This window comes from uncultured Bradyrhizobium sp. (genome assembly GCF_947648125.1).
Classification (GTDB): Bacteria; Pseudomonadota; Alphaproteobacteria; order Rhizobiales; family Xanthobacteraceae; genus Bradyrhizobium.
In genome coordinates this window covers 36309-61214 of the sequence record NZ_CANSMR010000012.1, presented here as the reverse complement: position 1 = coordinate 61214, position 24906 = coordinate 36309, and the positions used below count along the sequence as shown (strand labels likewise).

The following is a 24906-nucleotide window of genomic DNA, read 5'->3' as shown; positions in this document are numbered from 1 at the left end:
GCGCGGGTCTTGCTTGCTGTTATCAGGCTCATGCTCTCAAAGCGCAGCCCGCCGAGCAAGGGCGGAAAATCCGGTCCGCCATACCGCCAGCAGGGTGCTCCCGGCCAGGATTTCACCGAATGGAACGTGCGCGGTCGCGCCGCGGAATTTGGCTGCGCCGGCGGTCCAAGCCAGGCGGCGATCCGCGCCCCGCACCCCTCCGCCTCAGCCTGGCACACAGGCGTCCGTATTATCCCGGAAAACGGCCTCCGGGATTCGTCAGCCGTTTACTCTGTCTCACAACTTGCCGGATACACTAACCATCACTTAGGCCTCTCGCGGGCAATGTTCCCCGGCAGATTGAAGGGGGTGGCCCTGGGGCCTTCAGGGATCGTGCAGTCGAGCATCGGGCGTACATTCGCGGCGTTGAGTGCCACCAACGAAGCGATCCTCTACGCGAAATCACCAGAAGAGTTGTACGGAAAGGTCTGCGAAGCCGCGTTCTCGAGCGGGAGCTTCCTGGCGACGACCGTCTTTTTGCTGGAGCCGGATACCGGTCGGCTGACATTCGCAGCCGGTTGCGGCGACGATGTCGCGCGTCTGCGCAGCATCAGAATTTCCACGCTCGCCAGCATTCCGGAAGGCGAGGGCGTCGCCGGGCGGGCGTTCCGCGATCGGAGCGCCAGCGTCAGCAACGACTATGTCAACGATGCCCGTTCGGCGGCCTGGCGCAGCGGCCTCGCGGCAGCCGGCGTCGGTGCGGCGGCGGCGATGCCGCTGGTCTGCAACGGGCGCAGCGTCGGTGTCTTCATGGTGACCCGGCGCGAGGTCGACTCGCTCGGCGAGGAGATCGTGTCGCTGCTGGAGCGCATTGCGGCGAACGTGTCCTTTGCGCTCGACAATTTCGACCATGAGGTGTCGCGCAAGAGCGGCGAGCGGGCGATGCGCCGGCTCAACCGCATGTTCGGCGCCATCAGCGCAACCAATGAGGCGATCCTTCGCGCCAAGACCGAGCACGATCTTTATCAGCGGGTGTGCGATGCTGCGGTATTCAGCGGAAAATCCTTCGCCACGGTGGTGCTGCTGGCCGAGCCCGACACGCACTGGCTCGAGCCTGTCGCCGGCACCGGCGAGGCGCTCGACCTGATTACGCAGACGCGCTTTTCGACCGACCCGGACAATCTCTACGGCAAGGGGATCTGCGGCGAGGCGTTCCGGACCAAACGGCCCTGCATCGAGCACGACATTCCGATATCGACGGGCGCCGCGCAGGCGCAGGCCGGCGAGAGCGGTCTGATGGCCTGCGTCGCGCTGCCGCTCACCCGGTTCGGCAAGAGCATCGGCGTCCTGATCTTCTTTATCGGCAACTCGTGGGCCCGCGACGAAGAGATCATCGCGCTGCTGGCGGGCATCGCCGAAAACGTCTCGGTTGCGCTCGACACGTTCGGCCGCGCCACCGAGAAGGCCAAGGCCGACGCCGAACGCGAGCGGCTGTCGCGGATGTTCGCGGCGCTGAGCGCGACCAACGAGGCGATCATGCGCGCGCGGTCGCGGCTCGAGATGTTCGAGCTGGTCTGCGCCGCGGCGGCACATGGCGGCGGGTTCAACTCCACCAGTATCCTGATCGCAAAACCCGGCGACGACTTCATGGAGATGATGGCGGTCGCGGGGCCGACCGCCGAGAATGCGCGCCGCCTCAACGTCTCGCGCAGCGAGGCGCGTCCCGAAGGGCGCGGCGTTTGCGGTAGGGCGTTCCGCTCCCGGCGCGCCTGCGTCAACAATGATTTTCTGGGCGACGTCGCCAACAACCCGTTCCGCGATATCATCGACCGCGAGGATGCGCGATCGGGCGCGGCGTTTCCGTTGATAGTCGACGACGAGCCGGTCGGCGTGATGCTGTTCATCTCGGCCAAGCGCAACACCTTCTCGGCCGAGTTCGCCGAGTTGCTGCAGCGGCTCGCTGACAACGTCGCCTATGCGCTCGGCAGTTTTGATCGCGCCGATGAGAAGGCGCGCACCGAGGAGCAGAAGGAGCGGCTGAGGCGGATGTTCGCGGCGCTGAGCGCAACCAACGAGGCGATCATGCGGGCGAAGTCCCGCGGCGAGCTGTTCGACCTGGTTTGCGATGCCGCGGCGGTCGGCGGGCAGTTCATCTCGGCCACCATCAGGCTGGTGCGGCCGGGTGAGGCCTTCCTGGAGAACGTGGCTGCTTCCGGCCCCGACCGGGTACGGGCCCGCGAAGTCCAGTTGTCGGCCGATGCGACGCGTCCGGAGGGACAGACGTTGACCGGCGTTGCGATCCGCACCCGCAGGCCCTGCATCAGCAACGATTATCTCAGCGACTTCGGCCCTGAGTCGCATGTCTATCCGGTCGTGCGCGACAGCGGCAGCAAATCCGGCGCGGCCCTGCCGCTGCTCAAGAACGGCGAGGCGATCGGCGCGCTGGTGTTCCTCTCCGGCGAGTTCAACACCTTCAGTCCGGAGATGATGGCGCTGCTGCAGCGGCTCACCGAGAACGTCTCGTTTGCGCTGGCCAATTTCGACCGCGCCGACGAGAAGGCGCGGGCTGACGAGCAGAAGGAGCGGCTGTCGCGGATGTTCGCGGCGCTGAGCGCGACCAATGAGGCGATCATGCGGGCAAAGTCCCGCGCCGAGCTCTATCAACTGGTCTGCGAGGCGGCAGCGACCGGCGGCAAATTCACCTCGACCACCATCGCGCTGGCGCAGCCCGGCAGCGACTATCTCCGCATTGTCGCGATCGCAGGCCCGGCAGCCAACGGCGCGAGCCAGGTGACGCTCTCGACCAGTGAAGAGCGCCCCGAGGGCCGCGGCGCCTGCGGCAGGGCGTTCCGGTCCGGCAAGGCCTGCATCATCAATGACTATTTTGCCGATACCGAGACTGCGGCTTTCCATGAGCGTGCTCGTCTCGATGGAACGCAGTCCGGCGCCTCATTCCCGCTGATCGTCAACGGATCGGTCGTCGGCGTCATGATCTTCGTTGCGATCGAGAAGGATACGTTCACGCCGGAATTTGCCGAGCTGCTGCAGCGGCTCGCGGACAATCTGGCGTTCGCGCTCGAGAGCTTCGACCGCGCCGACGAGAAGCACAAGGCCGACGAGCGCATCGAATATCTCGCCTCGCATGACAGCCTGACCAATCTGCCGAACCGCGAGACCTTCAACGAGATGCTGCGTCATGCGATCTCGGCGGCGGACCGCCATTGCCGGCAGCTCGCGGTGCTGTTCATCGATCTCGACCGCTTCAAGGTGATCAACGATTCGCTCGGCCACGACGCCGGCGACATGCTGCTGGTGGCGATCGCCGAGCGGCTGCGCGGATCGTTGCGCGCGAGCGACGTGGTGGCGCGGCTCGGCGGCGACGAGTTCGTGGTCATCCTGGATGACACCGCCGAACGTCACGACGTCGAGCGCATCGCCGGCGATCTGCTGGTCGCACTCAGCCAGCCCATGCAGCTCAGCGGGCACGAGTGCCACACCACGGCCTCGATCGGGATTGCGACCTATCCGACCGACGGCTCCGACGTGCAGACGCTGACCAAGAATGCCGACATGGCGATGTATCTCGCCAAGGAGGACGGCAAGAACGGCTTCCGTTTCTTCTCCAACGAGGTGAGGGCGCAGTCGATCGAGCGCCTGACGATGGAAAGTGCACTGCGCCGCGCGCTCGAGCGCGACCAGTTCTCGCTCGAGTATCAGCCCAAGGTCGACATGGCGAGCGGACGGATCAGCGGCGTCGAGGCGCTGCTGCGCTGGACCCATCCCGAGCTCGGCAAGGTCTCGCCGGGGCAGTTCATTCCGCTCGCCGAGGAGATCGGGCTGATCGTGCCGATCGGCCGCTGGGTGCTGAAGGAAGCCTGCGCGCAGAACATGGCGTGGCAGCACCGTGGCCTCAAGGCGGTGACGATGGCGGTCAACCTTTCGCCGCGGCAGTTCGGCGATCCGAACCTGCTCGACGACATCGACGAGGCGCTGGCGGCGAGCGGCATGTCGCCGGCGCTGCTGCAGCTCGAGGTCACCGAGAGCATGGTGATGCGCAACGTGACGCGCGCGGTCCGCGTGCTCGACGCGATCCAGCACCGCGGCATTCGCCTCGCGATCGACGATTTCGGCACCGGCTATTCGTCGATGTCGCTGATGAAGCAGTTCCCGATCGACACCATCAAGATCGACCGCTCCTTCGTGCGCGATCTGCCTGATGATTCCGAGGACGTCGCGATCGCGCAGGCGATCATCAGCATGGGCAAGGCGCTCGGCATGACCATCGTGGCCGAGGGCGTCGAGACCTCCGAGCAGCAGGAGTTCCTGCGCGCCCATGCCTGCGACGAGATGCAGGGCTTTCTGTTCAGCCGGCCGCTGCCGCCGCGCGATCTCGCCGAATTGTTGAAGTCGTCGCCGGTGCTGACGTCGCCGCCGTTGCAGCCTGCGCTGGACGACGAGGCGATCGGTGAGGCCGGGTCGGATCTAGGGCGGAAACGCGCTGTCGTCTGACGGCTGCACGGGCAGGTCGCGGACGTCGGAATCGGTGGATGCGATCACGCGCGAGAAATCATAGGGCCAGGACGGTATCGCCTGGCCGGTGAGGGTTTGGCGCAGCGCCGTCGATGCCTCCGCAAAGCTCGCCCCGTCGGGCAAACGGAACCGGCGGGACAAGGTGGAGGGCAGCGGTTCGGCGGCATCGCGCAGCTCGAATGCCGGTCCCCACCACCACGCCGGCGCCGGCGGTCGCTCCGGTTCGGCAATGGCGCGCCATCGCGCGAACTCGTCGGCGATGCGGGCAAATTGCAGCTTGGCGGCGGGATGCATCGGAGGCCCTTCGTTGGGCCGCGATGATAGCATCGCCCCCACTTCGCGCAACGCGGCTACTTCTGTTCCACCTCGGTCGCCGTGGCCGGGCCTTCGCCCATGATCAGCAGCACGGCGTCTTCGTCCTTGGCGCCGTCCCAGTGCACCTGCTTGCCGAAATGGGTGACGAAGCTTCCCGCCGGCATCGCCACGGTGCCGTGATCGGGATCGAATTTCGAACCCGAGCCGACCCACCAGGTGCCCTTGAGCACGACGATGTAGCGATCGTTCGGGTGGAAGTGCGGACGGCTGAAATGATTGCCCTTGGTCCATTTGGTGTAGACCATGTAGAAGCCGGGCTTCGAGGGATCGCCGACCACGACGGCATTCTGCGCGCCGCGCGCGTCGACCGGGCTCCAGGGAATCTGGTCCGGCAGCTTGTAGGTGACAGCGGCCGGATTGAGCTCTGCCGCGGAGCTGACGCTCAGCGTGCCGGCAAGGGCCAGCGGCATCATGAGGTATCGCCAGGACCGGTTCGACGCCGTCATCGTGTTCTCCCAGGTCAGTTCGTTCGGGCGACTGCCGCGCCCGTATGTCGCATGATGCTAATTGCTCTCGCTTGCGCCGGACAAGACGCGCTCGCGCATGTCTGCTGTCAAGATTGCGGCATCGGGCCGTGACGCAACGCAGTTGCAATATGAAAAACGCATTTACGCCGCTGCGGACGATGATAGGTTGCGCGCCAACCAAAAGACGGGAGGATAACCTTGAAGAAGCATCTGTCGATACTGGCGGCGGGACTCGTGATCGGTGCGGCCGCGCTGCAATTTTCCACCGCCGCATCGGGCGATGACGGCTGGGTCACGCTGCTCGACAGCTCCAGGAAGGGCGACTGGGACGAGGTCGGCAAGGCCAATTGGGCCATGAAGGACGGCGCGCTGGTCGCCGACAAGCTCGACGGCAAGGATCTCTCCTATCTCGTCAGCAAGAGCCAGTACAAGGATTTCCAGATCCGGGCGGAGTTCTGGACCGACGAGGACGCCAACAGCGGCGTCTTCATCCGCTGCGAAGGCAACAAGGTGATCGACTCCAAGGTCTGCTACGAAGTCAACATCTTCGACAAGCGGCCCGATCCGACCTACGGCACCGGCGCGATCGTCGACGTCGCCAAGGTCGATCCGATGCCGAAAGCTGCCGGCAAGTGGAACGTCTACGAGATCACGGCGCAGGGGCCACATTTCGTCGTGACGCTGAACGGCCAGAAGACCGTTGACGCGCAGGATTCCAAGCACGCCAGCGGCTACATCGCGCTCCAGTATGGTTCCGGCGTGGTCAAGTTCCGCAAGGTGCAGATCAAGCCGCTCTGACAGCGCACACCGAGGCGAGCCCGGTCGCGCCGCGGCCGGGCTTTTCTTCGCGTGTCGTGTGCTATCCGCGGGGGACCTTCAGATCGTCGTCTTGCGTGCGCAGATGATGGCCGAGCACGAGGCCGGTCAGACACAGCAACAGCCCGAGCGCCGGCGGCGCAAACAGCGCTTCTTCCTGGAAGATGCCGTTCACCAGCACGACCATCGTGCCGAACGCAGCGAGCCCTTGAATGAGAATTCCGGACGAGGCGTAGAGGCGCCAGGCCTTCAGCGCCACCGCAAAGAAGAAGCCAAGCGGCACCACTGCGCCGATGCCCATCTGGTAGAGCAGGACGCCGACGGCGCTCTCCACCGCGCCGTCCATCGTGCCGGCCGCTTGCGCGGCGTTCCAGTCGATCGAGAAGTAACCTTCGGAGAGATTGCCGCCGACGCCGAGGCCGCGGCCGATCGGGTTGTGCAGGAATCCATCCCAGCCGCCCATGAAGCCGATCACGTGAAAGTCGCCGATCTGGAGTCCGATATAGATCGCCGCGATGGCGTACGCCACGAGTCCGACCAGCGCGACGGCAAGGGTGATGGTGGCGCCGAGCAGCCAGGTTGCCGTCCAGGCCAGCGCCACGAAGATCACCAGAATGAGCGCGCCCTTCACGCTGCAGAGGATCAGCAGCGGGATTGCGACCAGCGCCAGCCAGCGATATCCGACCGCGAACAGGAACAGGATGGAGAAAGCGATCCCGTAGCCGAAGCTGATCGGGCTCATGTTCGGTCCGAAGATGCGCAAAATCGACGACAGTCCGAGATCCTCGAACAACGGGCTGTTGAGAAAGCTGAAGCGGAAGCGGTCGATCAGATCGACCGGGACATTGCCGGTTTGGCGCATCTCGGCTTCCCAGGCTCCGGAGCGGGTCGCCTTCAGCTCGTCGAAGTGCCAGAACGTGTAGCCGTTGGTGATCTCGAGCCAGAAATCGCGAAACAGCAGTTCGACATAGCCGCAGACGATCAGGAGCACGCCGACGGTCACCAGGAACGGCGTGATGCGGATCTCGAAGGTTGCGGCGGTCAGCAGCGACAGCTGAAACAGAAACAGCGGAAAGGCGATGTTGCGCAGATAGACCAGGGCCGCATGCGCGTCCTGCGTGGCGCCGAGCAGGAAATACACCCCCACGACCGCGAGGGTCATCAGCCCCCAATTCATGATCCGGTCGATCTCGGGCGAATGCCGGCGCTCGCGCAGCATGTACAGCGCCAACGTGACCAGCCACATGACCGCGCAGATCAGGAAATTGTAGCCCTTGACGAAATCCATCTCCTGCTCGGTCGTCATGGTGGACGACAGGATCGAGACGAACAGGTTCTGGAAGAAGATGATGAAGACGGCGATCGACGGCGCATAGGCCGGCGCCGCGAGCGCGATGGCGCAGCCGATCAGGCCTTCGACGACGATCGCGAGCCCGGCGTTGGCCGCCTGCATGATTGGCGCGAATGCGATCGATGCCACGGCGATGCCGAGCGCAGGAACGAGGTCGCCGGCCAACAGCGGCCGCGGGGCTATGTCTGCTCGCACAGGCTCTGACCTAAATGACCGGATGGGTGGCGTGCCACCCCGCATCGTCGATCTAGCCGCGCATTGTGTAAGAACCGGTTAACCAGATGGGTCAGCGCGTCCCGAGCAGCGCCCTCAGCACGTCGCGGTCGGCCTTGCCGGTGACGGCATCGGCGAGGCCAAAGCCTTGCGACATCTCCCAATGGGTCCAGCCCCAGCACTGCTGCCGGGCATAGGCGGTGACGCCCGCGAGCCAGCGTAACCGGCTGTCGCGCGGCGCGCCGGCCTTCAGCACCCCGAACTCATTGATGATGATCGGACGGGAATACTGCCGCTGCCAGGCAGCCGCGGGCTCGAGCCATTTGTCGATGCCGGGGCCCTGGATGGCGCGGTCGACCATCGCAAGCGCCTTGGGCTTGTTCAGCGCGGTCAGCTGTTCCCGCAACTGTTGAACCTTCGGATCGTCGGCGCGGATCGGATAGGGCAATCCGACGACGTCGTGGAGCGGCTCGCTACGGTCCCAATGCGCCTGATGGGTGAACACCATCGGATCGTAGAAGTGGATGGCATAGACGACGTTCGGATCGTCGAGCGGCGTGAAGCCCGGCAGCGAATCCGCACGCTGCCAATTGACCGGACCCGTGATCAGCGTGGTCTGCGGCAGCAATTGGCGAATGAAGCCGGCCAGTTCCCGGACTTCGCCTTGCCATTGCGCGGCATCGACCTCTGGCTCGTTCAGCAGTTCCGCAAAGACGCGATCGGAGGGGTAGCGCTGCATGATCCGCGCGAGCGCGGTCCAGGCGCTCTTCATTTCAGTCATCGCGCCGGGCGGATCGTCCTTGTGCAGCGCGTTGAAGTGCTGACCCGAATGCAAGTCGATCGACACCGCATAGCCGAGTGCGAGCAGGGTCTTCAGCGCGGCATCGACGGTTTGCAGCCGGCTGTCGATCTCCGCCTTGGTGGCGAAGCGCGGCATGACGAAGTCGGCAGGCACCGGCAGCCGGATGTGGGTCAGGCCGGCCTTGCGCAGTTCGAGCAGCAGGCCGCGTGGCGGCGCCGACCGCGGGTCGACAATCCAGCCGTCGGCATTGACGCCGCGCGACAAGGCCTTGATCCGGTCCACGGGGACGCCTTCGATCAGGGTGGGGCAGGCCCGGGCGGTGACGGACAGCAGAATGGATGCGGCGGCGATGATGGCGGGGATCGATAGCCGGGCCATTGGACGATCAACTCGCGATCAATGTTGCAGCGGCGACGCCGAACGCGGCGCAGCTGGCGCGTGTCTCACGCATACTGCCTGTCGTGCTGCTGGCCTGCGACGGTGGACAGCAGTTCGTTGAGCACGACACCGGCAAGCTTGCGCTCGGCGCCACCGAGCGCGGTGATGATGTCTTCCATCGACGCGTTGATGTCGCGATCCACTGGCAGCGCCGCGATCAGCCCGTCGGCCATGTCGAACAGCCGCCGTTCGTCCGTACCCGACGGCATCGGCGGGCCGTCGAGGATCACGAGGTCGTGGCCGCCGGCGGCGCGCGCTTGCGCGATCGCCTTCTGGATCGCCTCGCTGGCCTTGGCGGGATTGCCCTTGATCGCCGGCAGGATGGCAATGCCGTTTGCGGTGTTGATGGCGCGGGACGCCTTGCTGCCGATGGTGAGCCAGTCGAGCCGGCTCGGACTGCTCTGAACGGGGTGCGCGACCCTGTCGGTCAAGGCGTGGACGGTTGCGTCGGCGTCGATCAGCAGGACGCGGGCGCCGTCGCGTGCGGCGACGAGCGCGATGTTGAGCGCGACAACGCTGCGGTCGGGATCGCCGGCTGTGCCGATCACGGCCAGCACCGGAACGGCCTCGGGGGCGGAGCCCGTCGCCAGCGCCGCATGGATCTGCCGCATCGTATTGGAGAACGGCCCCAGTGCCGAACTGGTCCGCAGCGTCGGCCAGCCAAACCGCGTGACGTCGGCAGGACCGTCGCCGGTCAGGATGCCGCCAAGCGTGCGCATGACGTCGGATTCCTGCAGCTCGGCGATCAGCGGCTTCTCGATCACGGGCTTGTCGATGAGAGCGGCAGCCGGCTGCACCGCGGGCGGGGCCTGCGCGGGCGGCTTGGCCTTGGCGACGACGGGTTGCCGCTCCGGTGCGGCATCCTGTTTCGGCAGGACGCTGGGACGGATCGGATCGGCGCCGGGCGCCAGCTGGCCGGCCGCAACGATCCAGGCTGCGGCGGCAAGCCCGCCGAACATGAAGCCGATCATCGCGAGCAGGGTCATCGGCGGCGGGAACGTGCGCTGCTGCGGGATCGTCGCATCGCCGATCACGCGCGCGCTCGAGGTGTTGAGGCTCTCCTGCTCCTCAGTCTCGCGCGAGCGCTTGAGGAAGGACTGGTAGACGTCGCGGCTGGCGTCGACCTCGCGCTCGAGCTCGCGCAGCCGCACCGACGCCTGGCTCATCTGCACGCTCTGGTGCTTCTGAACGTCGAGCGCCTTGTTGAGCGACGCTTCATAGTCGCGCGCCCGGGTCAGATCGTTCTTGGCGGATACCGCAAAGCGGTCGATCTCTTCCTTGATGGTCCGGCGCAGGTCCTCGACCTGCTGCTCGACCTGGCGTAGCGCCGGATGGCGCGGCCCGAGCTCGCCCTGCAGCTCGGCCTGGCGCTTCTTGGCATCGGCATATTGCGAGCGCAGATTGGCGATGGTCGGCGACTGCAGCGCCTCGGCGGTCGCGCCCGCGTCCATCGACCCGCGGCGGCTGGCTTCGATCTGGTCATACTTGGCCTGCGCATCGAGCGTGAGCGCCCGCGCCGCGGCCAGCCGCTGGTTGCCGACCGAGAGCTGCTGGTCGGTGAGCAGATTGTCCTGCGAGCCGACGAAGTTGTTCTGCGCCTTGTAGGTCGCAAGCGCCTCTTCGGCGTTGCGCAGGCGCTGCTGCAGCTCCTTCAGCCGGCCGGACAGGTCGCGGGTGGCGCGCCGCGCGGCCTCCGCCTGCGACTGCTTGGACTCGGTGAGATAGGCCTTGGCGATCGCGTTGGCGAGCATCGCCGCCTTGACTGGATCGTGCGACCACACGTCGATGTCGACGATGAAGGTGCGATCGGTCTTCTTGACGTTGATATGCCGGTTCAGTGTGTCGAGCGTGTTCATCTCGATCTGCTGTTGCTGCTCCGCCGTCGTGCGCGGTTCGATGCCAAACAGGCCGAGCACCGAGGCGAGCAGACCGCGGCTCGCGGCGCCACCGCCGAACTCGGGATCCTTCACCAGGTTGGTGTCGCGGATCACCTGCAGCAGCACGTTGTTGGATGTGATCAGGCGCGACTGGCTCTCGACCACCATCGAGAGGCCGGAGACGTCCTGGGCGCGCGGGGTCAGCTCGCGCTCGACCAGCTGCAGCTCGCGCGGGTCGACATAGAGCTGGGCGCCCGCGGTATATTTCGGTGTCAGGCTCTTGCCGATGGCGACCGCGATGCAGGCGCAGAGCAGCGCAGCTGAGACGATCGCGACCTTGCGCACCCACAACAGCCGGACCAGCTCGAGCACGTTGAAGCCGGCCGGGATCGCGGCCCGGCGCGGCTCCGGTTTGGCCCGGTTGATCGGCTGGTCATAGCTAAGCATCGACCCCAGCTTCCGTCTGAATGGCCGCACGCATCGGCTGAGGAGCACTCTTTCGGGCCACGCAACGCGCACGAGACGACGCGGAAAACGCGCAACACGAAAAATTAACCATACTCATTCGCCGACTATTCACCAGAAAGGCAAACAAAGGGTTTAAGCGCGGGCGCATCGGAACGCCTCCGCCATCGTCAGCACAGGGACATTGCGCCGCGCCGCCGCCTCCAGCGCGTAGGTCAGCAGGCCGGGCGTGCAGCCATAGAGGCTCGGCGCGTCGGCGACGTCGTGGCTGTAGAAAATTAACCAGCCGTTCATGTGTGCCGCCTCGGCGAAGGCCATGTCGATCCGGTCGCGGGACATTTGGCGGTCGATCAGCGGCATAGCGCGGAGGAATTGCAGGTCGACCTCGCCGCTGTTCACGCCAGGCACGATGCTGCGGCAGGTGCGGAACTCGGACCTCAATTGGTGCTTCCGCGCGTAGGAGCCGTAGCCGAACGGATAGGCGAAGGTCTCGACCGGCATGGTCGGATCGAGCGAATGGAAATAGGTCCGGTTGCGCGCGATCTCCGCGGCCAGCGAGGTCTCGTCGAGGTCGCAGGCGCGGCGGTGCGAGAACGTGTGGCAGCCGACCTCATGGCCACGGCGATGCAGCGAGATGACGTCGTCGGCGCTGCCGGTGGTCCAGTCCGGTGCGTCCAGTCCAACCAGGCCGCCCGACACGTAGAACGTGCCGCGGGCGCCGTAGGATTCCAGGATGTCGGCGCCGAATGTCGCCGCGCTCTTCGGCAGATCGTCAAAGGTGAAGGTGACCATCGGCGTGGCATTGTTCAGGCGAAAACGCTCGACCTGCACATGCATTGCCAACCGGTGGCTGACTTTGACCCTGGCTTCCGACCACAATGCGTTCATGAGCCAAGCTTCCGCAAGATCACGTGGTAGTCGCCGTGCCGGACGTCGATCTTGCCCGGCAGCAGTGCGTTCACCGCCTTCGCGCCCGCGTCGATCAGCGCGGCCAGCAGCGGCTTGCGCCGCCGCATCTCGGGATAGCGCGGGCTTTCGTATTTCTTCCGGTAGATGACCTGCAGTCCGCGGCCGGCCACGAACGCCTCGAGGTTGCCGAGGGTCACCAGCGGATGGAAATGGGTCGGGAACGGCGCCTCGCCCGGCAGTCCGGCGTGCTTCTCGCCGCGCACATGGCGGTAGAACCAGACGTGGAACCAGTGCGGGGAGTATTTCGTGACGACGCCCGACAGCGACTTCGGGTTCGGTGCGCCGATCAAGAGCAGCCCGTTCGGCTTCAGCGCCTCGCAGAACCCGCTCAGCACGGCCCCTACATCGGGGATGTGCTCGATGACGTTGTAGCAGATGATCAGGTCGAAACGCTGCTGCGGCGTGAAGCGATAGGTCTGGATGTCACCGAGGATGGCTTCCTGCGCATAGCTGTTGTTGCGGATCTGATCGGCGTCGATGTCGACGACGGTCACATGTGAACGGCGCAGCACGCCGAGCGGCAGATAGCTGGTCGAGCCGCCGCCGGCTTCGTAGATCGAGAGCGGACCGGCCGGCAGCCGGGCCTCGAGGATGCTGTGAACCGTGAGCAGGCTCTGCTTGGCTTCGCCGGGCGGCAAGGCCAGCAGTGATTCCGGATGGATTTCGGCTGGGACGGGCATCGGGAGTTCGGTGAGCGGGACGGGACGCGTAGCAAGCGCGAGGGATCTGTTCATCGGCTCATCCAACGTTGCTGTTTGCGGATCTGGTGTGGAATATGACAAGGCCCTGCTTCAGCCGGCCGCGCAGCCGCGCGATGTCGAACAGCCAGCAGAGCGCGGCGTAGACGGCGAGCCCGGCTCCGATCAGCACGATGCTGGCGGGGAGATCGGCGAGGTCGAGAGCGCGGTCGAGCGCGCCGACGGTGAGCGCCATCGCGAGCGCGGCGATCGCGATCAGCGCGAGCCGGCCGAGCGGGATCGGAATCCGGAAAGCGAAGCGGCTCAGGATCAGAGCACAGACAAAGCCCGCGGTGTCGGCGCCAAGCCGCGCCCATGCCGCGCCGATGGTGCCGTCAAGGCTGACCAGCACGTAGGACAGGATCACATTCGCGGCGATGATCGAGGCGGTGTTGATCAGGTAGAAGGAGTTGCGTCCCGACAGCAGAAAGCTCGCATGCAGATATTGCTGCGTCAGCACCTGGAACAGCACGGCGATCGCGATGACCGGCATGATCTCGCTGGCAACCGCGCGGAAGTCGGCGCCGAGGATGATGTTGGCGACATGCGGGGCGATCAGCGCGAAGCCGAGACAGGCCGGCAACGTGACGCCGGCAAGCAGCTCGAGGCAATCGGCGAGATGGGTCCTGACCGCGGCGTCGCCTTGCCGGGCATGGATCTGCACGGCTATCGGAAAGAACGCCGCGGCCATGCTCATCGCCGGCATCATCAGTGCCTGGCGCACCAGGTCGAGCGCCGCGACATATTTGCCGGCATCGGCCGCGCCGATCAGGTTGGCGATCATGAAGCGATCGGTCACGCTCGAGATCGCGAGCAGCGTCAGCGACAAGGTCAGCGGCAAGCCGGTGCGGGCGAGCGACCGCAGGTCGGCACGGTCGAAATTGACGATGGTGCCGCGCCATGCGCTGCGCGATTGCACGAGCACGGCGAAGAGATAGGCCGTGGCGGCCGCGAGCAGCAGCAGCACGCCGGTCGGGCTGACCAGCGCAACCACGACGCCAAGGCCGAGCAGGGCGGCCGCGCGGACCAGCGTCGCCTTCATGACCGAGAGCGCCTTCAGCCGTGCCCGCAGCAGATCCTGCGTCAGCTCGAACAGGCCGATCGCAATGGCGAGAACCACGGCCGCGAGCGCGGCGGCGGCATCGAGGCCGACGAGGCGGGCCAGCAGGTAGGCGATCGGCGCGGTGAGGCAGCAGATCAGGTAACCCGACGCGACCAGGCCGCGGACGTCGGTGCCGTCGTTGCGGGCGTGGCCGCTCAGGATCAGGTTGCGAAACCACCCGACCAGGAAGACCGATATGACCGAGGCGAATCCGACACCGAGCAGAAAGATGCCATAGTCGTGCGGTGCGAACAGCCGCGTGAAAACGAACACGCTGAGCAGTCCAAGCAGCGCCGAGAGCACGTTGGCGGTCAGGTTGATGCTGGCCTGTCCGATCAGCATGATGCGGCGAGCTCCGAAAGCCTTGTCGCCGCCGACGACGCCAGGATGGCGTCGCTCTCGGCCACGACCTCGCGAATCGTCGCGACCGGTGTCCCCGAGAACGATGCGATCGAGAACGCGACGTCGTCCCTGTTGGCGCGCAGCAGCAGCCGGGTGAGTTCGTCCTTGCTCAGCGTCGGATCGTCCCAGTAGCTGACGCATGGCGTCTTCGGCACGTCGGAGTGACGCAATGCGGCGGACCCGTCGTTTTCGACGAAGAAACCGTAGAGCAGGTATTCGGAGAACTCGCGGGTCCGGCACAGCGCCTCGATCCAGCTCATCCCGGTGACGGCCTCGATGCGCTCAGTGAGCGCGCGGGTGGTCTGCTTGTCCCAGAAGATGATGTGTCCGATGAAATCCGGTGCCGGGAACGGCGGCGTCGGCAGGCCGATCAGCTGATGGCTGGTCTCGAGCCAGCGCGAATGGCGCGGCTGGTCGGCGGTGACGGCATCGGCCATTTTCAGCAGCGGGATCGTGTTCGGATACTGGAAGCGCGAAAGGTCGAAATCGCGAAAGAACACGATGTCGGAATCCAGGATGCAGAACCGCTCATAAGGCAACGCGATCGTCGCCGCGATCTTCAGGATCTGCTGCACGTGCCAGCCGTTCACCGGCTTGGCGCGCAGCGACCACCAGAATTGGCGGCGCTTGCGCTGGATCATGCGCGGCAGCGGCCGCAGCCAGTCGGGCAGGAAGGAGGAGGCCGGAATGATGATGCGGCGCTCGCTGGCCAGCGGCGCGAACAGCGGCAGGTCGCAATCCGGGACCAGCAGATAGTGCCTGGAGAACGACGTGACGTGACGATCCACGCTCTCGCAGAGCAGCGTGCAGATTTCCAGATCGCGCCCGTAGGTCGGGGTCAGCAACGCGACAGGGTTCATCTCGTAACTCTCTCCGGCGACACCGTGTCGCGGCGGCACATCGTGGCCGCCCGGAATTGTCCTGAACCCCAGTTCAGCAAGATCGGTGCCGGAGAGATTTGATGACCCTATCGGCGGCGTTGATGGTTAACGATTGCTAAATGACGGCTCGCCGCGGCCGTTAACGGATCGGCAATCATCGTTCGGCTGCGCGATTTTGACGCTGGACCGGGATGTTGCCCGGATATTGCAGTGCTGGCGTCTCGCATGCCGACGAGGTCGGCGCAGGTGAGTGCGTATGCAGATTCGGTGGCATTTCCGGCGGGTAAACGGCACGGCCGAACGGCGCGCCGCACCATCCGTCCATTTCGAGACATCCGCACTGTCGGCGCTGTGTGCTTTTGGTACGCTTGCCGCAAGCGAGCTGGCTGGAGCGCACGATGCCGACTGATCGCGGAATCACGCGGCGCGGTGCCCTCGCATTCGCGGCGCTGGCCCTGAGCGGACTGTCGACCGCGCGGGCCGCGCCGTCAGCCCGATCGCAGCTCGGGACGGGTTCGGCGCGGTTCGCCGGCGCCTTCGTCAAATGGGGCGACACCGGCCGCGAGCATGTGTTGCAGGCTTGGGAGACATGGCTCAGTCGGCCGCGGTCGTCAGTGCTCGGCGTCGACTTCTACGGCCAGAGCAGCTGGGACGACTTTCACAAGCTCGATTGGGTGCCGGGGCTCTGGAAGAAGCTCAATCCGGCGCGCAATCTGGCCTGGTCAGTGCCGCTCAGCATGTCAGGCACGCCGCTCGCTGATGTCGCGGGCGGCCTGCACGATGCCGAGTTCGAGGCGGCCGCGCGCGCCATCGGCGCGGCGCATCCGAAGGCGATCATCCGCCTCGGCTGGGAGATGAACATCTCCAACTCGGGCTGGTTCGCCAAGCGCCATGAGGACGATTACATCAGGGCGTTCCGCCGCGTGGTTGGAATCTTCCGCCGACATTCCCGCAGTTTCAAGTTCGACTGGTGTCCGGGCTGGGGAGCGCAGGACATGCCTGCCGACGCCGCCTATCCCGGCGATGACGTGGTCGATTTCATCGGTCTCGACGTCTACGACTTCAAATCGGACGGCAGCGCCGCGGAGCGCTGGACCAATTCCTGTCTGAAGGCGCCGTTCGGTCTCGAATGGCAGCGGACGTTCGCAGCGAAGCACGGCAAGCTGATGAGCTATCCGGAATGGGGCGTCGGCCAGTCCGGCGACAACGCGTTTTTCGTGCAGCAGATGCACGACTGGTTCGCCGCCAATCAGGCTGCGATCGCCTACGCGGCCTATTTCGATGTCGACGGTCTGTGGCCGACGCAGATCGACAACGGCCAGTTTCCGGAATCCGCCAGCCTGTTTCGAAAATTGTTTGGGGGTTGACCGGCGGTGTAGTCTGTTCAAAAGGCGGCAGCAGAAATCAGGCGCCTTTCGCAAGCCCGTCATGGCCGGGCTCGTCCCGGCCATCCACGTCTTTCTTGCGCAACTGACGCAAAGACGTGGATGCCCGGCACAAGGCCGGGCATGACGAAAAGTGAGTCACACTTCAGACGGTTAGAAAGGCTCAAGCTCTCGGCTGTCAGGCGGCCTTGGTGTTGGTCAACAGCGTCAGGCCCATCTTCAGCTTGTCCTGCAGCGTGCGCTGCGCGAGGCAGGTGAACAGGCAGAGCTTGTCGCAGGCGACGGTCTCCTTGCGGCGGGCCCGGGCTTCCTCGCTGTACCAGATCTCGCGTGCGGTCTGGGTGCGCACGTTGCCGATCGGCTTGAAGAACCAGCACGTTTCCAGGCGACCGTCGGAGCGGATGAAGTAATTGCGCATGCCGACGCGGCAGGGCATCACTTCCTTCGGCGCTTTCTCGCGGCGGAAATGGTTCGGCCAGGCTCGCAGCACGGCCTCGCCGTTGAGGATCGGCGCGCCCTCTCGCTTCAACCGCAGCAGCTCGTCGCGGACCTTGATGAGATCGTCCAGCTCGCTCTCGCCGATCCACAGCTCGTCCTCGACCTCCTGCGTGCCTTGCTCGACCGGCTGGAAGCTCAGCGCGGTGGCGCCGATCTCCTGGATCCAGTCGACCAATTCGGGCAGGCGGCGGAAGTTCAGCCGGTGCACGACCGGCTTGATGATGATCGGGAAATCCAGACCTTCGGCACGGCGCTGTTCGGCGACGTTGCGGATGCCTTGCACGATGTCGTTCAGCGAGTTCTCGACGCCGCGTGAGTAGTTGTGAATCTTGGGGTCGGTGGAATCGATCGAGATGTTGATGTTGAACGGGCGCGCCTCAACGGTTTGCGCCACGATCTTCCTGTTGAGGTAGGCGCCGCCATTGGTGGTGACGCCCCAGTGGATGTCGTTGTCGCGGCAGAACCGCAAGAGGTCGAGAACGCCCTTCTTGATGTAGGGCTCGCCGCCGGCGAACTCGACGTGAAAGGCGCCGATGAATTCCTTCAGGCTCGCGAGAGCGCGCTGCCATTCGGCGATCGACATCTCGTCGCGATAGTTCGGACGGCGCCAGTAGTCGCAGTAACGGCACTTGTAATTGCAGCGTTCGACCACCTCGGCGAAGATCGCGGCCGGACGGGTGACGTCGCGTCCGGTACGCAAATAGAGCTCTTCCGAGAGGGCATTGCGGACATGCTTGGTGCCGAGCGAGACGAGGTCGAGCGCTTTCAAGGTGAACCTCTGGCAGTGTTTTGCGTTGTTGCGACCGGATCGATCGAGGATTTATGGGGTGATCAGCAAATTGAATGCCAACTGGAGCGCAAGGCACGCTGCGCGCGCGCGTGACGGCTCTTAACCCTAAGGATCAGCTAACACCGTGGCGCCGATCGCGAGGCCTCGCTCCCACGCAGCCGTCTGTCCCTGTAAATCACTTCGTTCGACTTCAAATTAACCTTGCGACGAAGTTGCGGTAACGCGGGTCTCGTCTGGAGCGGATTTTGCCATGAGGTCGCCGTAACGTTCGATCCGCGTCCGTATTGCCGCCGGTGTCGGTCACTTTGGGACGGCCATGTCCCATTCCGATCCGTGCCGGGATGATGCGTCGTGCGGATCGCGATTGCCAGGAGGGCATGGAGATGTCGACCGAGCTTGCTGTGGCGGACCGCGCCTGGGTAACCACCTCGCCCGCGCTGGATTGCTCCGTCGAGACCGTCATCTGCATTCCGAGCTTCCGGCGCCCGAAGCACCTGCGGCTGACGCTGGAGTCCGTGGCGGCGCAGCGCACCGAGCGCAGCTTCGCGATCGTCGTGGTCGAGAACGATGCGGCGCGCTGCGAGAGCGCGCCCGTCGCGGCCGAGTTTCTCAATTCCGGCAAGCTTCGCGGCGTCTGCATCGTCGAGCCGCGGCAGGGCAATTGCCGGGCGATCAACGCGGCGTTCGAGACCGCGCTCGAGACCTTTCCGAACGCCAAAAACCTTTTGATGATCGACGACGACGAGGTCGCCTCGCCCGACTGGCTGGAGCGGATGGTGCAGGCCGCCGAGAGCTCCGGCGCCGAGATCGTCGGCGGGCCGGTGTGGCCGAATTTCGATGATGAGCACAAGCGCAGCCTCAAGCGGCATCCGGCGTTCGCGCCGGCCTATCATGCCAGCGGTCCGGTTCCGGTGATCTATGGCTGCGGCAATTGCCTGATCCGGCGCGCGGTGTTCGACAAGCTCGGACAGCCCGCCTTCGACCTGCGTTTCAACTTCCTCGGCGGCGGCGACCACGATTTCTTCGCGCGGGCGCGCCGCGCCGGCTTTCGCTTCTTCTGGGTCACGGACGCCGTCATCAGCGAGACCGTTCCGTCGACCCGGACCAATCTCGGCTGGATCGTGCGGCGCGGATTGCGGATCGGCGCGATCAACTATCACATCGAGCGCAAGGCGGCGCGGACAATGTGGTCGCGCGCGGCCGTCAAGGCCAAGATGTTCGGCCTGGTGCCGTTCTCGCTGTATCGCTTCACGCGCATCGTGTTGCGCGAGCATCAAGCGGTGATTGCGATGCACCCGATGGTGGTCGCGGTCGGCAGCGCGCTTGCGGTACTCGGCATCGAGCCGCAGCCCTACGCAGCTTCCAAGATCGCGTCGTGAGTGAGTTGTCCGTCACCGCGGAGAGCCGGGCGCTGATCGCCGACATTGCGCGCCGGCCGGTGATGGATATCGTCCGCGGCGCATTCTTTGTCGGCATTCTCCTGCTGGTCTGGATATCGCTGCGTCCGTTCGCGGATCTGAGCGGCTTCTATGTCGGCGACGTGGTCACCGGCAAGGATGCGGTGCTTTACGCCGTGTTCGGCGTGCTGATGGTCGCGATGCTGGCGCTGACCCTGCGCGACAATCAGCCGGCGCTGAAATCATTGCTGACGCCGGCCTTCCTGCTGTTCGCCGGTTGGATTTGCATCACCGTCGTGCTGTCGTCTGATCCCGCCACCTCGCTGCGCCGCCTGGCGTTGTCGGTGTTCGTCATCGTGGTGACTGCGACGCTGCTGCTGCTGCCGAAATCGCAGGGCGAATTGATGCGCTGGTTCGGCATCGCTGCGCTTGTCCTGCTTGTGACATGTTACCTCGGCGTCCTCCTGGCGCCGCATCTGTCGATTCACCAGGCCACCGATCCGCAGGAGCCGGCGCTTGCCGGCAACTGGCGCGGCGCGTTCGGCCACAAGAACGTCGCGGCCGCGATGATGGCGATGCTGATCTTTCTCGGCATCTATCTGATGCGGGCCGGCGGCTGGCTGTCGGGCATCGCCGTGACCGGGCTTGCCGCGGTGTTCCTGTTCTTCACCGCCGGCAAGAGCGCGATCGTGCTCTGTGTCGCCGTGCTGATGCTGACCGCGGTGATGCCGGTGATCCGCTCGCTGTCGGGCCGTGCGCTGCTGCTGCTGACGCCGCTGGTGCTGCTCAATCTGTTCAGCGTCGGCATCGTGATGAGCGACACGCTCGCCGCGATCGCCGACCGGATGCCGATCGACACCTCCTTCACCGGCCGCGCCGACATCTGGGCCTTCGCCCTCGAATCGCTGCACCAGCGGCTATGGACCGGCTACGGCTTCGAGTCGTTCTGGGGCACCAGCGCGATCCAGAATTTGCAGGAAGGCAAGGAGTGGGCGGGCTACGCCTCGCACAGCCATAATGGCTATCTCGACACCGCGCTCGGGACCGGTCTGCCCGGTCTCGTGCTGCTGATCGCGGCTGTTGTCGTCAAGCCGTTGCGCGACTTCCAGGCCGCGGATCGCGGCGGCAATGATGCGCCGCTGACGATGCTGTTCCTGCGGATCTGGCTGTTCGGTCTCTACCTGTCGTCGATGGAGAGCTTCTTCCTCGATCGCGCCGACACGATCTGGGTGACGTTCCTGATCGCGGTGTTCGGGCTGCATTATCTGGCCCGGTTCCGGATGCGGGGTGAGGTCTAGAACTGCGCGCGGACCGCGTTGGCAACGTCCGTCCACCAGCCGTCGAAATCGAACGGCACCGGGACGGTCGGCCGCTTCAGCGCCGCGACGATCCGGTCGGCATAGGCCGCGCTGTCGGCGTCGCGCGGCACCAGCAGGATGGCGCCGCGATCGATCAATTCCTTGAAGCGCGGATGGTGGTCGAATTCATCCGGCAGCGCCGGGCCGGTGACGATCAGCGGCCGGCCCGACTGCACGCAGGCCAGGATGCTGGAGCGCCGCGCGGTCAGGCCCTCGGCCAGCGAATAGCAGAACACGTCGATCTCGCCGAGCAGGCCGAACACCTCGTGATCGGAGGCGACATAGCCGGAGACGATCACGTCGCCCTTGAGCCCCAGCTCGGCGACGCGGGCGTAGAATTTCTGCTCGATGTTGTCGGTGCCGCGGATGAAGGAGCCGACATAGACGATCAAGGGCTGCAGGCCTCGCTGCTTCAGGATCGCGCCGATCTCGAGCAGCCCGTTCGGCTGCTTGCCGGGATAGATCGAGCCGAAATGCCCGACGATGAGCTGGCCGTTGCTGCGCGCCGCGACGAGCCGCTGCAACAGCATCGAGTCCGTGAAGCCGGCCGGCGCCGCGATGTTCGGGGGCAGCGGCGCCAGCACGCATTTCCGCACCATGCCGCGCATGATCCGGTCGTCAGCGAGCTCGCGGCGCACCAGCGGCGAGAACATCACGATGGTGTTGGCGAGCCACAAAGCGGGGATATAGGTCAGCCGGCGGATGCCGTTGAGGCCCGCCCATTCGTGCTGAATCAAGACAACCTTGCGGCGGCGCAGCCGGGCAAACAGCAGCGCGAGCAGCGGGCGCGCGATCACGCGCTTCCAGGCCACGATCGGGAAGTTGCAGACCACGCTGTCCGCGCTGCCGACCGCGCGCCAGATCTCGGCGATCGTGCCGTCGGTCTGGGTCAGGGTTAACGCCGTGCTGGCGCCGGGCTCGATTTTGTCGAGCGTCTCCTGCAGCAGGCGGGTGAACTGCCCGACGCCGCAGTGCATCCGCGGCCCGGCGCCGAGAAACAGCGCGCGATATCGGGGTGGTTTGGTCATTCAGTCCTGTCGGCCACGGCGGCCGGCTCCGGAAACGTCGCGGTAGCCATATCGGCGAGACATTAGCTTTGCGTAACCCCGCGCGCATACGCGACGGCACCGTTCTTGCCAATCCCTGCCCAAGAGCTGCCAGCTCGTCCCGGAACGGGACATCGGATGAAGCGAAACGGCGCAGCCAGGAGCGCGACCATGACGACGGGAAAGATCTTCGCGGATTGGGATGACAACCATTCCCGGCTCTGGAGCCATCAGCCGATCCGGCTCGAGCATACCATGCACAAGCAGCCGGCGTTCTCGATGGACGATCTCGCCAAGCTGATCGAGCACCATCCGCGCGAGCATTACAGCCTGGTCAAGACCGGCGCCAAGGGATCGAGCCGGGTGTGGCGCGAGGGCGAGATCGGCAGGCTGCGCGGCCATCAGGTGATCGAGGCGATTTCGCGCGGCGGCCTGTGGCTGAACCTGCGCAACGTCACCGCGATCGATCGCCGCTACCGCGACATGATCGAGCGGATGTTCGGCGAGATCGCAGCCAAGGTTCCCGGCTTCGATGCGCCGACCCATCAGGCCGGCATCCTGATTTCGTCGCCCGATGCACAGGTCTATTACCACGCCGATCTGCCGGGGCAGGGCCTGGTCCAGATCGCGGGCCGCAAGCGGGTCTACATCTATCCCAGCACGCAGCCGTTCATCCGGCCCGAGCATCTGGAGAACATCGCGCTGTTCGACGTCGAGGTCGATATCCCCTACGAGCCCTGGTACGACTGGCATGCGCAGGTGATCGATCTCGAACCCGGCCAGATGCTGAACTGGCCGCTCAATGCGCCGCACCGCGTCGAGAACCTCGACACCGTCAACATCTCGATGACGATCTCCTATGTGAACGACGATATCCGCCGCGCCCAGATCCTGCATCTCGCCAACGGCATGCTGCGGCATCGCTTCGGCTACACGCCGCGCAGCCGCAGCATCCGTGGCCCGACCTTCTTCGCCAAGCAGGTGATGCAGAAGCTGCTGCGCGACGGCAAGTGGGTGAAGCGCGAACGCGCCGTGCGGCGCACGATCGACTTCCGCCTCGACGAGAGCGATCTCGGCAAGATCGTCGACCTGCCCAAGGACCCGCCCAAGGATCCGCCCAAGGCGGCGTTGGAGGCGGCGTAAGCCAGCTTGCCGGTAGCAGGTGTTGAAATGACGGTCTTGACGACAGCGGTTGAGAAATTCGGGGCGCGGGTCGCTTCCTATGCGGTCGGCTATCGGGTCGAGCTGGTTTCCGATTGGGCGCAGGCGGCCGCCCGCTGGGGGATCTTCGAACCGCTCACGGCGTTCCAGCATCCACAATGGTACGCGTCTTGGTACCGGGCCTTCGCCTCGACCGATGGCGTCGAGCCGCTGATCGCCATTGTCAGCGATGCCGCGACCGGCGAGCGGGCGGCGCTGCTGCCGCTGATCCGTCACCGGCTGGGCAGTCTGCGCATCGTCGAATTCGCCGACCTCAACCTCACCGATTTCAACGCGCCGGTGCTCGGGCCGGCCGCACCGCGCGACGACGTCGCCGCATGGCAGTTCTGGCGTGATTTGCGGGCCGCGCTGCGCAAGGCGCATGGCGGGGCCGATCTCATTCGTTTTCGGAAGATGCCGGTCAAGCTCGCGACGCGACCCAATCCGCTGGCACTCCTCGATGGCATCGGACCGTCGGTCGTCAACGGCAATCTCTTGACCATCGGCGACGACCACAACGCCTGGCGCTACGAGCTGAACCGGAAAGTCCGCAAGGAATTGGGACGGAGCTGGCGCGTGTTCACGCGCGAGCCGTCCGCGGCGTTCAGGATTGCCGCGAATACCGACGAGGCGCTGGACCTTCTGTCCACCACGGAGGTGCAGCAGGAAGCGCGGCTGAACGGTTTAGGACTCAATTACGTGCTCGACAATGCGGACTGCGCCGCCTTCTATCGCGACCTCGTACGCGAAGGCACCGCGCGCGGCTATGCTGTCATGACCGCCCTTGCGACCCACGAGGAAGTGGTGGCGACGCTGCTCGGCGTCCGCACCGGCTCGCGCTACGTCATGATCCGCATCAGCAATGCGGGCGAGAAGTGGTCGGCGTGTTCGCCGGGGCGGCTGATCATCGATCGCACCATCGCAGCGCTGCACAAGGACGGCGTGCGGGAGTTCGATTTCTCGATCGGCAATTACACCTACAAGCGGCGGTTCGGACCGCAGCGCACGCCGCTGGTCGATCTCAGCGCACCCTTGAGCTGGCGCGGGCAGCCCTACGCGCTGCGTGACCGCGCCGTGCTGGCGCTGCGTCACTATCCGGAGCTGTCAGCGCGGCTGAAGCGGGCGCTCGGCAAGTCGACGCCCTCGCGCGAAGATGACTGACGAAGGGCGGCATTCCCGAACGAGAATGCCGCCCTTGTCGTACTAGCGAAGCTCAGCCGTGCAGCTTAGCCGCGGAGTTTCCTGGCGGCTTCCGCGATCGCGCGGCCCTGGTAGCGTGCGCCGGCGAGTTCGTTCTCGCTGGGCTGGCGGCTGCCGTCGCCGCCGGTGATCGTCGTGGCGCCGTAGGGCGCGCCGCCGGTGACCTCATCGAGCTTCATCTGTCCGGCAAAACCGTAGTTCAGGCCGAGCACCGTCATGCCGAAATGCAAGAGGTTGGTGATGATCGAGAACAGCGTGGTCTCCTGGCCGCCATGCTGGGTCGCGCTCGAGGTGAAGGCACCGCCGACCTTGCCGTTCAGCGCGCCCCTGGCCCAGAGCGCGCCGGCCTGGTCGAGGAAGTTGGCCATCTGCGAGGACATGCGGCCGAACCGGGTGCCGGTGCCGACGATGATCGCGTCGTAATTGACGAGGTCGTCGATCTTGGCGATCGGCGCGGGCTGGTCGAGCTTGTAGTACGAGGCCTTCGCGACCTCGGCCGGCACGAGCTCGGGCACGCGCTTGATGTCGACGGTGGCGCCGGCTTCGCGCGCGCCCTCCGCGACGGCATTCGCCATCGCTTCGATGTGACCGTAGGCAGAGTAATAGAGGACGAGAACCTTGGCCATGA

19 protein-coding genes are annotated in these 24906 nt (G+C 65.5%); 7 read left to right on the top strand and 12 right to left on the bottom strand.

What is annotated here, in order from left to right:
* The first annotated feature begins 372 nt into the window (after nt 1–372).
* Nucleotides 373–4488: a GAF domain-containing protein gene (locus tag Q0030_RS21565; RefSeq protein WP_298371474.1), complete on the top strand. Its 4116-nt coding sequence runs from the start codon at nt 373–375 to the stop codon at nt 4486–4488.
* Here the strand turns inward: Q0030_RS21565 and Q0030_RS21560 are convergent.
* Both Q0030_RS21560 and Q0030_RS21555 read right to left on the bottom strand, forming a co-directional pair.
* On the bottom strand, nt 4462–4803 hold the full coding sequence (locus Q0030_RS21560; RefSeq protein WP_298371472.1) for a hypothetical protein: 342 nt from the start codon (nt 4801–4803) through the stop codon (nt 4462–4464). The two genes, Q0030_RS21565 and Q0030_RS21560, sit on opposite strands and share 27 nt — an antisense overlap.
* 56 nt (nt 4804–4859) lie before the next feature.
* A complete protein-coding gene (locus Q0030_RS21555; protein WP_298371470.1) occupies nt 4860–5330 on the bottom strand; it encodes a cupin domain-containing protein in 471 nt (156 codons plus the stop codon).
* A 219-nt stretch (nt 5331–5549) separates the two neighbouring features.
* Here Q0030_RS21555 and Q0030_RS21550 point away from each other — a divergent pair, with 219 nt between their 5' ends.
* Nucleotides 5550–6149 carry a DUF1080 domain-containing protein gene (locus Q0030_RS21550; protein ID WP_298371468.1) on the top strand — a complete coding sequence of 200 codons (600 nt, stop codon included), beginning with the start codon at nt 5550–5552 and terminating at the stop codon, nt 6147–6149.
* A gap of 61 nt (nt 6150–6210) precedes the next feature.
* On the opposite strand, the gene Q0030_RS21545 is transcribed toward Q0030_RS21550, so the two are convergent.
* From Q0030_RS21545 to Q0030_RS21515, 7 genes are all read right to left on the bottom strand, one after another.
* Nucleotides 6211–7713 (bottom strand): hypothetical protein, encoded by a 1503-nt coding sequence (locus Q0030_RS21545; RefSeq protein ID WP_298371466.1) that lies wholly within the window; start codon nt 7711–7713, stop codon nt 6211–6213.
* A 91-nt stretch (nt 7714–7804) separates the two neighbouring features.
* Nucleotides 7805–8911: a cellulase family glycosylhydrolase gene (locus tag Q0030_RS21540; RefSeq protein WP_298371464.1), complete on the bottom strand. Its 1107-nt coding sequence runs from the start codon at nt 8909–8911 to the stop codon at nt 7805–7807.
* A 65-nt stretch (nt 8912–8976) separates the two neighbouring features.
* A complete protein-coding gene (locus Q0030_RS21535; RefSeq protein ID WP_298371462.1) occupies nt 8977–11295 on the bottom strand; it encodes an exopolysaccharide transport family protein in 2319 nt (772 codons plus the stop codon).
* A 153-nt stretch (nt 11296–11448) separates the two neighbouring features.
* On the bottom strand, nt 11449–12201 hold the full coding sequence (locus Q0030_RS21530; protein WP_298371461.1) for a polysaccharide deacetylase family protein: 753 nt from the start codon (nt 12199–12201) through the stop codon (nt 11449–11451).
* Nucleotides 12198–13016, bottom strand: coding sequence for a class I SAM-dependent methyltransferase (locus Q0030_RS21525; protein WP_298371459.1), 819 nt, complete (start codon nt 13014–13016; stop codon nt 12198–12200). Before Q0030_RS21525 ends, Q0030_RS21530 begins: the two co-directional genes overlap by 4 nt.
* A 4-nt stretch (nt 13017–13020) precedes the next feature.
* Nucleotides 13021–14463 (bottom strand): oligosaccharide flippase family protein, encoded by a 1443-nt coding sequence (locus Q0030_RS21520; RefSeq protein WP_298371457.1) that lies wholly within the window; start codon nt 14461–14463, stop codon nt 13021–13023.
* The gene (locus Q0030_RS21515; protein ID WP_298371456.1) at nt 14457–15383 is read right to left on the bottom strand and encodes a DUF6492 family protein; all 927 of its coding nucleotides are present in this window, start codon (nt 15381–15383) and stop codon (nt 14457–14459) included. Before Q0030_RS21515 ends, Q0030_RS21520 begins: the two co-directional genes overlap by 7 nt.
* A gap of 419 nt (nt 15384–15802) precedes the next feature.
* Between Q0030_RS21515 and Q0030_RS21510 the strand changes: the two genes are divergently transcribed.
* Complete coding sequence (locus Q0030_RS21510) at nt 15803–16771, top strand: hypothetical protein (protein ID WP_298371454.1); 969 nt, start codon at nt 15803–15805, stop codon at nt 16769–16771.
* A 196-nt stretch (nt 16772–16967) separates the two neighbouring features.
* Here Q0030_RS21510 and Q0030_RS21505 read toward each other — a convergent pair whose 3' ends face one another.
* Nucleotides 16968–18056, bottom strand: coding sequence for a radical SAM protein (locus Q0030_RS21505; RefSeq protein ID WP_298371452.1), 1089 nt, complete (start codon nt 18054–18056; stop codon nt 16968–16970).
* Nucleotides 18057–18460: 404 nt separating this feature from the next.
* Here Q0030_RS21505 and Q0030_RS21500 point away from each other — a divergent pair, with 404 nt between their 5' ends.
* A complete protein-coding gene (locus Q0030_RS21500) occupies nt 18461–19456 on the top strand; it encodes a glycosyltransferase (RefSeq protein WP_298371450.1) in 996 nt (331 codons plus the stop codon).
* Nucleotides 19453–20772 (top strand): O-antigen ligase, encoded by a 1320-nt coding sequence (locus Q0030_RS21495; protein WP_298371448.1) that lies wholly within the window; start codon nt 19453–19455, stop codon nt 20770–20772. Before Q0030_RS21500 ends, Q0030_RS21495 begins: the two co-directional genes overlap by 4 nt.
* Here the strand turns inward: Q0030_RS21495 and Q0030_RS21490 are convergent.
* Nucleotides 20769–21860, bottom strand: a complete 1092-nt coding sequence (locus tag Q0030_RS21490; protein WP_298371447.1) for a glycosyltransferase — start codon at nt 21858–21860, stop codon at nt 20769–20771. The genes Q0030_RS21495 and Q0030_RS21490 overlap by 4 nt on opposite strands.
* 189 nt (nt 21861–22049) lie before the next feature.
* Here Q0030_RS21490 and Q0030_RS21485 point away from each other — a divergent pair, with 189 nt between their 5' ends.
* Both Q0030_RS21485 and Q0030_RS21480 read left to right on the top strand, forming a co-directional pair.
* Nucleotides 22050–23021 carry a cupin-like domain-containing protein gene (locus Q0030_RS21485; protein ID WP_298371445.1) on the top strand — a complete coding sequence of 324 codons (972 nt, stop codon included), beginning with the start codon at nt 22050–22052 and terminating at the stop codon, nt 23019–23021.
* Between the two features lie 36 nt (nt 23022–23057).
* The gene (locus Q0030_RS21480) at nt 23058–24239 is read left to right on the top strand and encodes a GNAT family N-acetyltransferase (RefSeq protein WP_298371443.1); all 1182 of its coding nucleotides are present in this window, start codon (nt 23058–23060) and stop codon (nt 24237–24239) included.
* Nucleotides 24240–24304: 65 nt separating this feature from the next.
* On the opposite strand, the gene wrbA is transcribed toward Q0030_RS21480, so the two are convergent.
* Entirely contained in the window at nt 24305–24904 is a 600-nt protein-coding gene (gene wrbA, locus Q0030_RS21475) for an NAD(P)H:quinone oxidoreductase (protein WP_298371441.1), read from the bottom strand.
* Between the last annotated feature and the right edge of the window lie 2 nt (nt 24905–24906).

Bases quoted from the DNA above. Each gene is read 5' to 3' on its own strand.
- Q0030_RS21510 (WP_298371454.1), top strand. From the start codon at position 15,803: ATGCCGACTGATCGCGGAATCACGCGGCGCGGTGCCCTCGCATTCGCG.
- Q0030_RS21515 (WP_298371456.1), bottom strand. From the start codon at position 15,383: ATGAACCCTGTCGCGTTGCTGACCCCGACCTACGGGCGCGATCTGGAA.
- Q0030_RS21520 (WP_298371457.1), bottom strand. From the start codon at position 14,463: ATGCTGATCGGACAGGCCAGCATCAACCTGACCGCCAACGTGCTCTCG.
- Q0030_RS21525 (WP_298371459.1), bottom strand. From the start codon at position 13,016: ATGAACAGATCCCTCGCGCTTGCTACGCGTCCCGTCCCGCTCACCGAA.
- Q0030_RS21535 (WP_298371462.1), bottom strand. From the start codon at position 11,295: ATGCTTAGCTATGACCAGCCGATCAACCGGGCCAAACCGGAGCCGCGC.
- Q0030_RS21500 (WP_298371450.1), top strand. From the start codon at position 18,461: ATGTCGACCGAGCTTGCTGTGGCGGACCGCGCCTGGGTAACCACCTCG.
- Q0030_RS21555 (WP_298371470.1), bottom strand. From the start codon at position 5,330: ATGACGGCGTCGAACCGGTCCTGGCGATACCTCATGATGCCGCTGGCC.
- Q0030_RS21530 (WP_298371461.1), bottom strand. From the start codon at position 12,201: ATGAACGCATTGTGGTCGGAAGCCAGGGTCAAAGTCAGCCACCGGTTG.
- Q0030_RS21485 (WP_298371445.1), top strand. From the start codon at position 22,050: ATGACGACGGGAAAGATCTTCGCGGATTGGGATGACAACCATTCCCGG.
- Q0030_RS21560 (WP_298371472.1), bottom strand. From the start codon at position 4,803: ATGCATCCCGCCGCCAAGCTGCAATTTGCCCGCATCGCCGACGAGTTC.
- Q0030_RS21490 (WP_298371447.1), bottom strand. From the start codon at position 21,860: ATGACCAAACCACCCCGATATCGCGCGCTGTTTCTCGGCGCCGGGCCG.
- wrbA (WP_298371441.1), bottom strand. From the start codon at position 24,904: ATGGCCAAGGTTCTCGTCCTCTATTACTCTGCCTACGGTCACATCGAA.
- Q0030_RS21540 (WP_298371464.1), bottom strand. From the start codon at position 8,911: ATGGCCCGGCTATCGATCCCCGCCATCATCGCCGCCGCATCCATTCTG.